At 51.4% G+C, this 14,743-nt stretch carries 13 protein-coding genes; 11 read left to right on the forward strand and 2 right to left on the reverse strand.

Features of this window, described 5'->3' with window-relative positions:
• The first annotated feature begins 1 nt into the window (after position 1).
• Complete coding sequence (locus ACT3TC_RS14155; RefSeq protein ID WP_172118302.1) at positions 2-358, forward strand: hypothetical protein; 357 nt, start codon at positions 2-4, stop codon at positions 356-358.
• 17 nt (positions 359-375) lie between these two features.
• Positions 376-2,547: a heavy metal translocating P-type ATPase gene (locus tag ACT3TC_RS14160; protein WP_444640435.1), complete on the forward strand. Its 2,172-nt coding sequence runs from the start codon at positions 376-378 to the stop codon at positions 2,545-2,547.
• Between the two features lie 20 nt (positions 2,548-2,567).
• Here ACT3TC_RS14160 and ACT3TC_RS14165 read toward each other — a convergent pair whose 3' ends face one another.
• Positions 2,568-2,879 carry a winged helix-turn-helix domain-containing protein gene (locus ACT3TC_RS14165; RefSeq protein ID WP_444640436.1) on the reverse strand — a complete coding sequence of 104 codons (312 nt, stop codon included), beginning with the start codon at positions 2,877-2,879 and terminating at the stop codon, positions 2,568-2,570.
• 84 nt (positions 2,880-2,963) lie between these two features.
• On the opposite strand from ACT3TC_RS14165, the gene ACT3TC_RS14170 reads away from it, so the two are divergent.
• From ACT3TC_RS14170 to gadC, 6 genes are all read left to right on the forward strand, one after another.
• The gene (locus ACT3TC_RS14170; RefSeq protein ID WP_444640438.1) at positions 2,964-3,776 is read left to right on the forward strand and encodes a helix-turn-helix domain-containing protein; all 813 of its coding nucleotides are present in this window, start codon (positions 2,964-2,966) and stop codon (positions 3,774-3,776) included.
• 86 nt (positions 3,777-3,862) lie between these two features.
• Positions 3,863-5,125, forward strand: coding sequence for a tyrosine--tRNA ligase (gene tyrS, locus ACT3TC_RS14175; protein WP_444640452.1), 1,263 nt, complete (start codon positions 3,863-3,865; stop codon positions 5,123-5,125).
• A gap of 169 nt (positions 5,126-5,294) precedes the next feature.
• Positions 5,295-6,509, forward strand: coding sequence for a Na/Pi symporter (locus tag ACT3TC_RS14180; RefSeq protein WP_444640440.1), 1,215 nt, complete (start codon positions 5,295-5,297; stop codon positions 6,507-6,509).
• A gap of 10 nt (positions 6,510-6,519) precedes the next feature.
• Positions 6,520-6,750, forward strand: coding sequence for a hypothetical protein (locus ACT3TC_RS14185; RefSeq protein ID WP_193055111.1), 231 nt, complete (start codon positions 6,520-6,522; stop codon positions 6,748-6,750).
• Positions 6,751-7,393: 643 nt separating this feature from the next.
• Positions 7,394-8,791: a glutamate decarboxylase gene (locus ACT3TC_RS14190; protein WP_444640442.1), complete on the forward strand. Its 1,398-nt coding sequence runs from the start codon at positions 7,394-7,396 to the stop codon at positions 8,789-8,791.
• A gap of 98 nt (positions 8,792-8,889) precedes the next feature.
• Positions 8,890-10,428 carry a glutamate:gamma-aminobutyrate antiporter gene (gene gadC, locus ACT3TC_RS14195; protein ID WP_444631289.1) on the forward strand — a complete coding sequence of 513 codons (1,539 nt, stop codon included), beginning with the start codon at positions 8,890-8,892 and terminating at the stop codon, positions 10,426-10,428.
• Between the two features lie 153 nt (positions 10,429-10,581).
• On the opposite strand, the gene ACT3TC_RS14200 is transcribed toward gadC, so the two are convergent.
• On the reverse strand, positions 10,582-11,667 hold the full coding sequence (locus ACT3TC_RS14200; RefSeq protein ID WP_444640444.1) for a PA0069 family radical SAM protein: 1,086 nt from the start codon (positions 11,665-11,667) through the stop codon (positions 10,582-10,584).
• A 235-nt stretch (positions 11,668-11,902) separates the two neighbouring features.
• On the opposite strand from ACT3TC_RS14200, the gene ACT3TC_RS14205 reads away from it, so the two are divergent.
• From ACT3TC_RS14205 to ACT3TC_RS14215, 3 genes are all read left to right on the forward strand, one after another.
• The gene (locus ACT3TC_RS14205) at positions 11,903-13,342 is read left to right on the forward strand and encodes an alkaline phosphatase (RefSeq protein ID WP_444640446.1); all 1,440 of its coding nucleotides are present in this window, start codon (positions 11,903-11,905) and stop codon (positions 13,340-13,342) included.
• A gap of 120 nt (positions 13,343-13,462) precedes the next feature.
• The gene (locus ACT3TC_RS14210) at positions 13,463-13,924 is read left to right on the forward strand and encodes a hypothetical protein (protein ID WP_444640448.1); all 462 of its coding nucleotides are present in this window, start codon (positions 13,463-13,465) and stop codon (positions 13,922-13,924) included.
• Positions 13,925-14,073: 149 nt separating this feature from the next.
• The gene (locus ACT3TC_RS14215; protein ID WP_444640450.1) at positions 14,074-14,520 is read left to right on the forward strand and encodes a hypothetical protein; all 447 of its coding nucleotides are present in this window, start codon (positions 14,074-14,076) and stop codon (positions 14,518-14,520) included.
• The last annotated feature ends 223 nt before the right edge of the window (positions 14,521-14,743 follow it).

Consider the following 14,743-nt stretch of genomic DNA (forward strand, 5'->3'; position numbering starts at 1 on the left):
GATGAAAGCAATCGTGCAGCGATTAAATCTTACTCATCCGGGCCATTTTGTAGGTGGGTTGACGCTTTGGAGCATCTGGTTTGTCGCCATTTACGGCGGGCTATCGGTTGCCTGCGCCGTGGTGCCGCCAGAGCCTGACTTGGGTGCATTTAACCATATCAATATCACTCTGTTGTTGCTGAGCCTGGTAACCGCCGTGCTATTGGCCGGGCTTGCCTGGGGGTGTTTTCAAGAAGCTAAACAGCATAAAGGGCGGCAGCACTTTAATGCCTTTGTGTCCGCATGGCTATACGTGTTTTCTGCCTTGGGCGTGGTGTTTGTCGCCGGGCCGATGGTTGGCTTACCGCCTTGTCTGTAAGCGGTAAAGAGCCACCGATGCAGGCGCAGGGGGAGCCAAGCGCCAAAGAAGCGCTGTACACGCTAAACGGCATGTGGTGCACCAGTTGTGCGCTCGCCGTGGAGGGTGTGCTTAGCCACCGAAAGGGGATTGAGAGCATCAGCGTTCACTACCCAACCGCCACGCTATGGGTAAAAGGAGCTGCTGAGGCTATCTCGCTCGACACGTTGGCCCCTGGAGTAAAGCGCCTGGGCTACCGATTAACCGAGCTGGAAGCTGGTGCAGACGCGCATGCGCGCCTTGAACAGGAAAGCCGCTATTTGAGTTTACGCCTGCTGGTGGGGTCCGTGTTTGGCATGTGGACCATGCTGGCATCTCTTTTGATTTACGCAGGAGCGTTGCCCAACCCAACGATTGAGTGGGTCGTCGCTTGGGTATCGGGGGCGTTTTCTATTCCCGTTGTGGCCTTTGCCGGGTGGCCGTTTTATCGGGCGGGCCTGCGCACGCTGCGTGCCAAACGTCCGGGCATGGACGTGCTGGTGACTCTCGGCGTTTGGTCTGCGGTCGTGGTGTCGTTCGGGCTTTTGTGGCGCGGCTCTGCCGAGGTGTATTTCGATACAGCTGTCATGCTCATTGTACTTTTGCTAGGCGGGCGGCTAGTGGAAACACTGTGTCGTCATCGCGGGTTAAAAGCCCTTGATGTCCTGCCCCAACCAAAGGGTGAGGCGCTGGTGTGGGAGGGCGCCAAGTGGCAGGTGAAACCCTTGGCTGAGGTGCTACCGAGTGCCAGGGTAATGCTCACGCCGGGTGAGCTTATTGCGCTGGACGGCATTTTAGAAGAGGTCGCGTGGGTGGATACCGCATCGCTGACGGGGGAGAGTACGCCTCGCCACTTTCCTAAAGGCGAGCCAATTTATGCCGGCTGTCGGTTACTAGGCAGCGATGATGTCAGTATGACGGTCACTCATGCCTTTGGCGAACGGCGTCTGGATCGTCTTCGCGACCAAATGCGCCATTACCAGACGCAAAAGGGCGAGCTGCAAAAACTCGCCGACCGCTTTGCTGCCTGGTTAAGCCCCGTGGCGTTGATACTGGGGTTAGCTACTCTGCCGGTGGGGCTATTATTGGGGCTTGGCCTTGAAGATGCCGCCGTTCGAGCGCTTTCAGTTCTGGTCGTTGCATGCCCCTGTGCCGTAGGTTTGGCCGTGCCATTGGCAAGCCTGGCGGGGAGCGGCCGACTGCTAAACCAGGGGGTCGCCTTGCGCGACCCGGCAGCGCTTGAAACGCTGGCGAGAGTAAAAACCATTGCGCTGGATAAAACCGGCACGTTAACGCAGGGCGAACCGGTGCTAGTGCATTGGGCAAACCGTGAAGGGGTGACCGAGCCAGCGGTTAAAGCCACGTTGTATCAAGCGGCAGCCAACAGCCAGCATCCCTTGGCCCAAGCGCTCACGCGTTGGGCGGGTTCTGACCCGACATACGTGCCTCGGCAATCCCAGGTGATAGAAGAGGTGCCTGGGCAAGGGGTGCACCTTCACTTGCCTGAACATGGCGATATTTGGCTGGGCAGCCAACGCTTTTTAACTCGCCAAGGTATTGAGCTACCAGAAGCAGATACCTTACTTGCCGCCTCTGAAGTGATACTGGCGGATGCTCAAGGCTGGTTAGGGAGCTTCTATCTTGAAGATACGCCGTATAAGGATGCCGCGCCGAGTATTCAATCACTGCAAGCCGATTACTGGGTGGTCATGCTGAGTGGAGATAGGCCTGGCGCCGTTGAGGCGGTGGCTGAGCGTCTAGGGCTGGCGCCTAATGCATGTTTTGCAGAGTGTTCGCCGGAGGCGAAAGCCCGCTTGGTTCAGGGGCTGCCAGGGCCTACGCTGTTTGTGGGCGATGGGGTTAATGACACCTTAAGCCTAGCGGCCGCCGATATTGGGGCAGCCCCTTTCAACGCCAGTGATGCCGCCCGTGAAGGTGCAGCTGCGCATTTACTGAAACCGGGCGTTGCTAGCCTGGTTGAGGGGCTTGCCACTGCTCAGGCAACTCGGCGTGTCATGTTGCAGAATTTAACCCTGTCGGCCGTCTATAATACGCTAGCACTGGGCTTGGTGATCGTGATGGCCATTCCCCCGCTGGTGGCGGTGCTGGCCATGGTCGCCAGTTCATTAAGCGTTACGCTGAATGCCGCCCGGCTTGCCTGGCGTGATTGAGCATCTGAACCAACAGGCAATCAAAACGAGAGCGAGGGATAATCCAGTGCCTCGGCCAGCCGTTTTGCCTGATTTTTGACCCAGGAAGGGTCAATTGGCCCCCAACTGATAATCCGGTATTCACCACTGTTATGGCGCTCGCCTTGGGTTGGTTGAAATTGGCATTCAATGTCCAGTTCGGCAAGTGACGCAATCGTATCCTGAGCCGTACGACGCGGCATGCCACAGGCGCTCACGAGCGCAGGTACGCTAGCGACGCCCTGGTCGATCAGGTAAGCCACGTAAAGACGTCGATAAAAGCTGGATTTTGTCTTGCTGAGAGAGTCGGTCATAAAATCTACTGTGTGAATGTCTTATAAATGAGCGCGGACTAAAGCATACTGAACGTCCTCTGCCACAGCCACCGTTTAATACGTATGCCTACTCTCTTTAAAGACGCCATGCCGCATGCGTTAACGCAGACGATTGATGCGCTGCACACGGTGAGCTTCACCTCACAGCTGACGGCGCTTATCAAAACCATTATCCACTTTGACTGTGCGGTGATCATTGGGTACCGGCCTGACAAACACCCTATCTACCTGTTCGATTCCATTCCCGAGCGCCGTGAGCTGCTTTTTCAGCGCTACTTGCTACAGGATTACCAGCAGGACCCTTTTCTGGTAGCGCTCGACCAGGCACCGCGCCAAGGTGTGCTGTGTATGGCCGATGTGGTACCGCCTGCCGGGTATAACGAGTATGCCAGCAACTTCTATCAGCGAACCGGCTGGCAGGATGAACTTTGTCTCGCCATTCGTCTGGATGACGCCCGCTGGATAGTTATCTACCTGGGATTGTTGGCGGAGAGTGGCGGGTTTTCTTCCTCCGATGCCCACTACCTTGAGCTGTATATTGAGCTGCTGGCCGCGCTGTGCCGCAAACAGTGGGGCAATAATCCGCTGTATCTTTCTGAGCCTTTGCAGCCCGATCAGCCGATTAGCCAGCACATTCACCAGGCCATTGGCAGCTTTGGGCAGGCGCATTTAACCCACCGTGAACAGCAGGTGGCTGCCTTGATGGTGCAGGGCCTGGATTCCGAAGAGATTGCCGAGCGCCTGCAGATCACCCAAGGTACGGTCAAGAATCACCGCAAACGTATTTACGCCCAGCTGGGTGTGGCGTCGTTAAGCGAGCTCTTTGGCCTGTTTATCAATCATGCCATTACCTCACTGCCCGTCACCCAATCCTGATTTCTATCCCTTTAGGGATATCGCGGATTGCGCCGCCAACTTTTAGCCTATGACCATCTTCTCTAATGGCTAAAAAGGCGAGCATGATGACTGTACAGGGATTGCTTCACGACCTTGAACGGCGTGGTTTGATTGCGCAGACAACTCACCTGGATGAGCTTCAGGCTCTGCTCGAATCACCGCAGACCGTTTACTGCGGTTTTGACCCCACGGCGGGCAGCCTGCATATCGGGCACTTGGTGCCCTTATTGATGCTCAAACGCTTTCAGGATGCCGGCCACCAAGGTGTGGCGTTGGTCGGGGGGGCCACCGGCTTGATTGGTGACCCCAGCTTCAAGGCGGCGGAGCGTTCGCTTAACTCTCCCGAAACGGTTGAGGGCTGGGTTAACGCCTTAAGCGAACAGATTTATTGGTTGATGGCCCCACACCTCGACGCGCCTTTGAAAGCCGTTAATAACGCAGAGTGGATTGGCCATATTAACGTGATCGACTTCTTTCGCGATGTGGGCAAACACTTCTCGATGAATGCGATGGTTAACCGTGAATCCGTTCGTCAGCGTCTTGAACGGCCTGACCAGGGCATGTCGTTTACTGAATTCAGCTATGCGCTGCTGCAATCCTATGACTTTGCCCACCTCAACAAGATGTTGGGCTGCCGGTTACAAGTGGGTGGCAACGACCAGTGGGGCAATATCGTCAGTGGTATCGACCTCACACGCCGCCTGAACGGCGAGCAGGTGTTCGGTATGACGCTGCCGTTGATCACCAAATCCGACGGTACCAAATTCGGTAAAACGGAAAGTGGTACGGTATGGCTCGGCCCGGAACAGACCTCGCCTTACCAGTTTTACCAGTTCTGGTTGAATACGGATGATGCTGACGTTTACCGTTTTTTACGCTATTACACGTTCATGGATTGCGATCACATCGACGCAATCGAAGCAGAAGACAAGCAGGCCGCTGGCAAGCCCCAAGCGCAGCGTGTACTTGCTGAAACCATTACCCGCTTTGTGCATGGCGAGGAGGGGCTGGCTGCTGCTCAGCGTATTTCCCAGGCACTGTTCAGTGGTGAAGTAGCTGCGCTCTCATGTAGTGAGCTACAGCAACTTGAACTTGATGGGCTACGCTGCCAAGACGTAGCGTTTGGACAGACGCTGGAAGAAGCTATGGTGGCAAGCGAACTCGCCTCATCCAGGCGGCAAGCCCGTGAATTGATTGACCAGAACGCTGTACGTATCAACGGCGAGCGCGCCGAGCAAGGGCAGCTAAGTCAAGCATTCGCGCTTTTTGACCAATACTGGATCGTACAAAAAGGGAAAAAGCACTTTCGATTGTTCAAGCGTGGGTAACTTACATGGGGTGCCGCTTCCAGGAAGTAGCGGTATTCGCTTGATGTTGCCCACTGTGAACAATCTCTCTTCGCTCCAACACCGTTCGCTCTAACACGATAGTGCCACGCCGTTGTCACGCCTATGTCACTTATAGACGCCACTCTTTGCAGGAGTGGGTGGGTTATACGTGCGTTCTTCCTTCCAAGAGGGTGTGGCAATGGCCGAAAATATCAATAGTGCTGTGCAAGAGGTCTTACCAAGCCAGGGTAGAAGAATAAAAGTCCGGCGCAAGGGCACGCTAAGGCAGTGGCTCACGCTTGCATTGCTGGTGTATTTCCTAATCTGTGCCGTATCCATCATAGGTAATGGCTTTAAGATTGCCGCGGGCGGCCATGCCGCTCAGTTGTTTGAATTTGCCACCAACCCCTTTGTTGGTTTGATGATTGGGATTGTCGCGACGGCCCTGATACAGTCATCTTCAACCGTTACTTCCGTTATCGTGGCGTTTGTGGCGGGTGGCCTGCCTGTCGCTACGGCGGTGCCCATGATCATGGGCGCCAATATTGGTACTACTGTCACCAATACATTGGTAAGCCTTGGCCATGTACGTGATAAAGCCGAGTTTAGGCGCGCGTTCTCTGCCGCAACAGTGCATGACTTTTTTAACTTGCTGGCCGTGGCGATTTTTCTGCCCATTGAGCTTATTTTTCATCCGCTTGAAAAGCTGTCGAACGCTACGGCGTTTCTGTTTTACGGTGATGCCGATCTTTCCATGGGTAGTATTAATATTGTTGGGATGGCAACAAAGCCGATTACCTCTTCGGTTGAAAGTGTCGCCATGAACCTGCCCACGATTGCCGGTGGCGTTGCCATGATTATTTTTGGCATTGCCGTGATCTTTTTAGCGATTCGTTATATCGGCGCACTGCTGAGAGTACTGATGGTAGGGCAGGCAAAAAACATTATGCATAACGCCATTGGACGTGGCCCCGTCGCCGGTATTGCTTCTGGTGCTGTGGTGACGTTTTTAGTCCAGTCTTCCTCTACCACCACAAGCTTAATGGTGCCGTTAGCTGGGTCAGGCGCATTCTCTTTACGTCAGATTTACCCTTTCACATTAGGCACCAATATTGGCACGACGTTTACCGCGCTACTTGCGGCCACCGCAATCACTGGGGCAACTGCCATACTGGCACTGGAAATCGCACTGGTTCACCTCTTCTTTAATTTATTTGCGGTTGTGGTGATTTTTGGCCTACCGTTTTTAAGACCACTGCCTGTTAAAGGTGCCGAGTGGCTAGGCCGTGTCGCCTCAGAAAGAAAAGCACTCGCCGCTGCTTGGGTATTAGGCGTATTTATCGCCGTGCCAGCTATCCTGATTGCGCTCACCACGCTGTTTTGAGGAAACGACCATGACCCATCAACACGAGCTAGTGTCAACATCGACCGCTGAGCTCAAGGCTATGCTGGATGACTCTTCCGAGCTCATTGAAGAAATAAGAGAAGAAATTGCACAAAGAGAAGCGCAAGAGCGCGAACTAGAACCTTTCGATACGCTGATTAAAGAAGCACGACCCAAAATGAACGAAATTCGTAGTTTCTTTACGTTAGTGCTTAATGAGCTACGCCACCGGCCTAAATAAGCGTTACGAATAGCGAAAGCAACAAGGCTACTCCTTTAGGTATTTGTTTGACACTTTCAGTAAGCTGAGAGTATGTCAGGCAAATGCCTTTTTATGGGACCTGTTAGGTGTTGCTTGTTGAATATTTATCTTTCTAATTCTTGGTCGAGTCACCCAGTATTCATTAAATGATGGCTGGATAAAATACCTTTTTCACTCATGATGCCTTATTGTAAAACAGTGGCTTAAGTTGTTTTTATTGAGTGGTCATATCGTGCTATGGCCTTGAAGATAATCCTATACCGTTGTGTAGATTAATATGGGAGCCATTGTTTGGATGTTTGTAGCGTCAAGGTTTTTAATCTATTGATGAGTTGGTATATTTTCTTATACTCGTTATTAAACCACTTTTCTACCCGTTGGGTGCTATGAGAAAGAGATGTCACGCCTTGGTTGGTAATATTTTTAGCATTTTCAAATGGATAGACGTTTGCTGGCGAAATAATTTTTTAAATCATACTTACGATTTTTCATTTTTAAGATTTTGTCATAGACTAAAAGCACCATCTATGTAGGTATAGTAAATGTTGATGGTTTGGTAGGGTGGTTTTAGCTGATCTTTGAGCAGTAAACGTGATCCATATAAAAAACTGGGGGTAGTACGATGGATGTCAAAGGGTTAAATGCACGTAATGATAATGACGATGTATATGCATCAATTGACTTGGCGACATCGTTGCCGAAATCCGGGTTTCCCGATGAGGAACGGAATCCTCACAATGTATTTAGCGCCATTCGTGACGAATTAATGCTTGATGGAAATTCCCGCCAGAACCTGGCAACATTTTGCCAAACGTGGGTTGATGATGAAATTCGTAATTTGATGGATCTTTCAATCGATAAAAACATGATCGATAAAGATGAATATCCACAAACTGCGGAGATCGAAGCACGCTGCGTTAGGATGTTAGCAGATCTCTGGAACTCACCCTCGCCAGAAACAACCATGGGATGCTCGACGATTGGCTCTTCAGAAGCCGCAATGCTTGGCGGGCTAGCGCTTAAGTGGCAATGGCGGAAAAAACGTGCGGCAGAAGGGTTGCCCACTGATAAACCAAATATGATTTGTGGACCAGTACAAATTTGCTGGCACAAATTTGCCCGTTATTTTGATGTTGAACTGCGTGAAATTCCGCTGGAAGGCGATCGCTTGATTATGAGCCCAGAGGAAGTTATCAAACGCGTTGATGAAAATACGATTGGCGTCATACCAACGCTGGGCGTTACCTTTACTTGCCAATACGAGCCAGTAAAAGCTGTCAGCGATGCGCTGGATCAATTGCAACAAGAAACCGGCCTGGATATTCCTATGCACGTTGACGGTGCCAGTGGGGGCTTCTTGGCTCCGTTCTGCGCGCCAGATCTAGTGTGGGACTTCCAACTCCCGAGAGTAAAGTCCATTAACACGTCTGGCCACAAATTTGGGCTTGCACCTTTGGGAGCTGGCTGGGTGGTCTGGCGTGAAGTAATAGACTTGCCCGAAGAGCTCATTTTTAACGTTAACTATCTCGGCGGTGATATGCCGACATTCGCGCTCAATTTTTCGCGCCCCGGCGGGCAAATCATTGCGCAGTACTACAACTTCCTGCGACTTGGCCGTGAAGGTTACGCCAAAATCCATAATGCCTGTTACGCTACCGCGCAGCATATTGCAGATGAGATTAGTAAACTAGGCCCCTTCGAAATCCTCTTTGATGGGAACAGCAATGAAGGTATTCCTGCGTTGGCATGGAAGCTGAAAGAGGGAGCAAATATTGGCGGTTATACGCTCTATGACCTGGCCGACAAATTACGTTCGCGCGGCTGGCAAGTCCCTGCTTATTCTATGCCAGCTCACCGTGAAGACTTGGTTATCCAGCGTATCCTTGTTCGTCATGGGGTGAGCTACGATCTAGGCTGCTTGTTAATTGAAGATATGAAGCGAGCACTTCAGCATTTTGAAGATCATCCCGTGGTTAATCCACTATCAGAAGATGAAGCCAGCGGCTTTAATCATTCCTGATTTGAGACTCTTTGGTTGTTAGGGCGGCTAGACATCGCCGCTCTAATTAGCAAATAAAAGAATGACGGATTAATAATTCGTTTCTTCGGGGAATAAATATGGATAATACACAATCGACAGCCGCGCCAAAGCAGCTTTCGTTATTGGGTTTCTTCGCGATAACGGCTTCAATGGTAATGGCGGTATATGAATATCCTACCTTTGCAACATCGGGTTTCTCGTTGGTCTTCTTTCTTATTCTTGGTGGGGTTCTGTGGTTTATTCCGGTAGGGCTTTGCGCGGCAGAAATGGCGACGGTTAAAGGCTGGGAAGAGGGCGGAGTTTTTACGTGGGTATCCAAAACGCTAGGTGAACGATGGGGATTTGCGGCAATCTCCTTTGGCTATTTGCAAATTGCTGTCGGCTTTATTCCTATGCTTTACTTCGTGCTAGGCGCACTCTCTTATATTCTTAATTGGCCTGCACTGAATAGCGACCCGATAGTCAAAACGATTGCGGCGTTGATTATATTGTGGGGATTAGCGTTAACTCAGTTTGGCGGTACCAAGAATACGGCGCGGATTGCAAAGCTAGGCTTTTTTGCAGGTATTCTACTGCCCGCTTTTATCTTAATTGGGCTTGCAGTTTTGTATCTTCGCTCAGGTGCGCCGGTCGCTATTGAAATGAGTGCACAGACGTTTTTCCCCACCTTTGGTAGTATGAGTACCTTGGTAGTGTTTGTCGCTTTTATACTGAGTTATATGGGGGTTGAAGCGTCGGCGACTCATGTCAATGAGATGAAAAACCCTGGTCGTGACTATCCTCTCGCCATGTTATTTCTTATGGTTTCTGCCATTCTCTTAAGTTCTCTCGGTGGGTTGACGATTGCATCTGTTATTCCTCACGAGCAAATCAACTTATCTGCGGGCGTGATGCAAACGTTCAGTGTGTTGATTAACCACTTTGGCAGCCATTTTGAATGGGCTATTCGGATTATTGCTGCGCTGCTATTGCTGGGCGTGCTGGCTGAAATAGCCGCATGGATTGTTGGACCATCACGCGGCATGTTGGTAACCGCGCAGCAGGGTATATTGCCGGCGCGTTTTGCTAAAGTAAACAAGAACGGCGTGCCGGTGGCGTTGGTTATTTCTCAGCTAACCATTACAACTATCGCATTGATTATTCTGACGAATACGGGGGGAGGAAATAATATGTCCTTCCTGATTGCACTAGCGCTAACCGTCGTTATCTATCTGTGCAGCTACTTTATGCTATTCTTGGCTTACATTACCCTTGTTCGAAAACAGCCTGAAAATCAACGTACCTTCAATATCCCTGGCGGTAACAAAATAAAAATTGCCGTTGCAGTAGTGGGGTTACTTACTTCTTTAGTTGCTTTTGTCGTCTCCTTCTTCCCTCCCACGGGGTTGCCAGGAAAAGAGTCTAACGAAGTGTATACCGGTTTGCTGATCGGCTGTTTCCTTGTAGTGCTATCGATTCCGTTTATTATTTATGGAGTGCATAATAAAAGCGCTGCGCCAAAAAACCTTAAACTACACCATATCAAGCCCCATACCGCGCCCGAAGGTCACTACTTTATTCATCCCAAAGCCCGCAGTACGCATCACATCACTGTTGATGGAGAAAAGCTGCATTGATGAACCATGGGAGGGTGTTTAGAAAGGTCGTCCATTAGATTTTAAGCAGAGCTATGACGAATAGCGAAAAACAGAAGTAGTAATCACTCAGGCATTTGTTTGGCACTTTCAGTAAGCTGAGAGTATGTCAGGCAAATGCCTTTTTCATGGGCTTTAATAAAAAAGCTCACCCTGAGCGTTGGGCGGGCGAAAGTCTCGGGTATTCAGCCCTTGCTCGGAACGAGATTGAAAGTTCCACTGGCGGCTGGCGCGATTAAAGCGTTGTGCAATCATATCGGCAAAAATACCTTCGCCGCGAAAGCGCTTACCGAACTGAGCATCGTAGGCCTTGCCGCCCCGGCATTGGCGAATCAGGCTCATTACCTTGGCCGCACGCTCTGGGTAATGGGCTTCCAGCCAGGCTTCAAAGAGTGGAGCGACTTCATGGGGCAAGCGCAGCAGCATCCAGGACGCCGTTCGTGCGCCAGCACGGCTGGCGGCCTCAAGAATCCGCTCCATTTCATGATCTGTTAATCCGGGGATGACCGGAGACACAAGCGTCCCGACGGGAATGCCAGCAGTATTCAGCTCACGGATAACTTTTAAACGCGCTTGAGGAGAGGCCGCACGAGGTTCCAGCGTGCGTTTCATATTGGCGTCCAGGCTGGTCAGGCTAATAAATACGCGCACCAGGCGGTGTTCGGCCATCTCAGCCAGCAGATCCATATCCCGTAACACTAACGTGCTTTTGGTCACAATAGTGACTGGATGGCGGCAAGCCAATAATAGCTCAAGCAACTGACGCGTTAATTGGCGCTTGGCTTCTAGTGGCTGGTAACAATCGGTATTACCAGAGAGATTGATTGGTCGGCAGACGTATCCAGGCTTGCAAAACTCCTCACTTAATCGCTCAACCAGGCCATTTTTGGCAATCAGCCTGGTTTCAAAATCAAGTCCCGGCGACAGATCCCAATAGGCATGAGAAGGGCGGGCATAGCAGTAAACACAGCCATGTTCGCAACCTCGGTAAGGGTTCAATGAGCGATCAAAAGGCAAGTCTGGCGACCGGTTCCAGGAAAGCGCACTCTTACTGGTTTCTTCGCGTACTTCAGTTGCCCGTGTGGGGGAAGTCTCTTCGCGCCACCATCCGTCGTCTTCTGCCACGCTATGGGTTGGGGCAAAGCGGTTGTGCGGGTCATAGGTTGCCCCGCGGCCTTTGTGCACGGTGGTCCGTATTGGTGATTTGCCGAGAGACGCCATACGCCTGCCTTTTTCTAGATTGGTGTATATATATACAGTATATGTGTTGTGACCAAGCGTGCAAGCGTTACTCAGGCAAAACCCACAATGAACAGTTTTACGGATCGGCTGCTGATTGCGATTCATGTTTATTAGAAATAATTGACTTACCTTCATTGATGTTCATGAAAATGACATTTTTAGGCGCTACGATTTGTTGGATATCGAATTAGCTAAATTTATTTTAGGGATGAAAATGAAGAACTTTACGCGCAATGCACTCACGTTGGCACTGGCATCGGTCATGGTTACGCCGGTATTAGCGCAGGAAAACACAGCTAAGAACGTTATTTTGATGATCACCGACGGTACCGGTATCGAGACGTTCCGTGCGGCAAGCTACTTCCGTCACGGCGCGCTGGGCCATGAAGTTTATGATGAGTTTGACACACAGCTTTTCATGGCAACGCATCCGTTAAACACCTCTACCACACCCACCAAGAGTGATGACGGTACGGTTACATTTGAACCAGCCGAGCTCTGGAACGACGAGGCGGTAGATACCGTTTACGAAGGTAGCCTGGGTAACTACAAGGGCTACTTTGCCGGTTACGACTACGCTCGGGCTGATTACACCGACAGCGCTGCAGCGGCAACGGCGCTGGCTTCAGGCCATAAGTCCTATAACAGCGCCATCAACTGGTCCAACGATGATGAGCCGCTTAAGCATATTGGCGAATACACTGTTGATAGCGGCCGCGCTCTGGGTGTTGTCTCATCGGTGCAGGTCTCCCACGCGACGCCTGCCGGTTTCATGGCCCATAACGTAAGCCGCAACGACTATAGAGCCATTGGCCGCGAAATTGTCGATTCTGGCCTTGCCACTGTCGCCATCGGTACCGGGCACCCCTATTACGATGCAGCCGGCGAGCATGTCGATAACCCCGGTGAGAGCGATTTCCGCTTTATCGGTGGCGAAGAGACCTACCAGCGCTTGGTAGGCGGCGAAACGGATTACGCCTTTATCGAAAGCAAGGACGATTTTGAAGCTCTGGCTGCGGGTGAGTTGGATCTTCCCAAGGACAAAGTACTGGGCCTGGTGCAGAACATTCAGACGCTGCAATACAGCCGCCCCGGCGTAACCGGCGGTAATCTACTGGATACGTCACCAAGCCTTGCCACACTGACGAGCGGCGCTTTGAACGTGCTCAACGCCAGTGAAAACGGCAACGAAAATGGCTTTTTCCTGATGGTTGAGGGTGGCGCTGTGGATTGGGCTGCTCACGCTAACAACCTGCCGCGTATTATCGAAGAGCAAATCGACTTCAACGAAGCTGTGGAAGCGGCCGTTGAGTGGGTAGAAAACAACAGTTCCTGGGACGATACCTTGATCATTGTAACGACTGATCACGGTAACGGTTTGCTTCAAGGCCCTGACTCTGATGTAAATGCCTATAGCCCGATCGTTAATCAGGGGGCTGGCGCGCTACCCTTGGTACGTTGGCATTCCGATACCCACACGCGTGAGCTGGTACCGCTGTATGCCCACGGCGCGGGCGCTGAGTTCTTCTTCGACATCGCTCAGGCAGAAGACGGTCTTTCCCGCTATGAAGTAGACGAAGACAGCCACTACTGGATCGACAACACCGACGTATTCCGCGCGGGCCTAAACGCTTTCGGTATCGAAGCTGATTAAGTAGACAAGTATAGCAAGTACAGCAGAGCCGCCTTCGGGCGGCTCTGTTCCGTTGGTAACCACTGACTGATATCACTTCGCCAACGACCACTCCACTCACTACCCCGAAAAGAGCCAGATATGAAGCTTCGTAACACGCTTTCACTGCTGTTAATGACAACACTAGCCAGCACGTCAGCATTTGCACTTAATGCTGAGCGCGCGCCCACCGCCAGTGGTCACGCCTACGCTGAGCCTTATAAAGCCGTTCGCAAAGAGGGCGTTTTACATATTGAAGTACGTTTCGTGACGGACTACCCAGGTTACTCTGGCGAGATCATTTATGAAGATATCCCGCTAGATCGAATTGACGGGCAGATCTACGCCGAGTTCGGCGACCAGTCGTTCTCGCTGCTGCGTGAGGATGGAGGTGTGGTCGCGCCAGACAACTTGCGCCTGAGCTTTAACTACGAACCAGACAAGAACCCACGCGTAGGCACCTGGAAAGCCGATTTTGTCGCCCCTATGCACGACGTTAACGAAGTCATGCTGTTCATGCCTAATGTTGCGCCCATTGGTCCGATTGTCATTCGGGATCGTTAAACAACCGGTTCTACATTTGTGCGTTATACAGAGTGTAACCGTACTGCTTCATTGCCTTGGTAAGAAATTACCAAGGCAATGTTGTATCGGGTACCATGTTTTTGGGCCAAATTTGGCTTATGCTGGAGGTTTAAATGTAAGGTAAGCCTATGAAACCTTTCTCCATTCTTTTGATTCGATTACTCGCTATTTACCTCGCCATTACGCCTTTGCTAAGCGTATCGCCGCTGCTGTTTAGTCCAGGCTACGATGCGGAGCTAGCCCAGTGGCTGCCATGGCTCGCAGCCACTGCTGTTATTCCTATCATCGCGGGTATCGTACTGTGGTTTTCTGCGGTAACGCTGGCCAATAAATTTCTTGGAGAAGAGCGTGCTGAGCCTGCTTTAACGATTGCCGAGGAGGGCCTGGTACGCGCAGGCAGCTTCTTGATCGGTGTGTATCTTTTCGTTCAGCATTTGAGCACAGCGATTGGCCAATGGGCGTGGGGAGGCATAGTGGCCTACGGCTCGCTAGCAGCGGTGGTGCTCAGCATTGGCCTAATAGTTGGCGCTCGCTTTCTAGCCAAGCTGTATAGGCGGTTAAAGTATTTCGAGTAATTTTGGGAAGGGGCTGGCTAGTAACGCACAGCTTTCACGTAAGCACTTGGATTTACGCCTGATCCAAGAAGCCTATAAAAGAGGATGTTGGATTGGTAACGAGTAATCAACCTGTCGCCCTGATGATCATCGATATGCAGCGGGGTATGAGCGATCCTGCCGCTGGCGAGCGCAATAACCCTAATGCGGAAGAAAATATCCAGCGCCTGCTTACAAAGTGGCG

This window comes from Halomonas sp. AOP27-A1-41 (assembly GCF_052378605.1).
Classification (GTDB): Bacteria; Pseudomonadota; Gammaproteobacteria; order Pseudomonadales; family Halomonadaceae; genus Vreelandella; species Vreelandella citrativorans.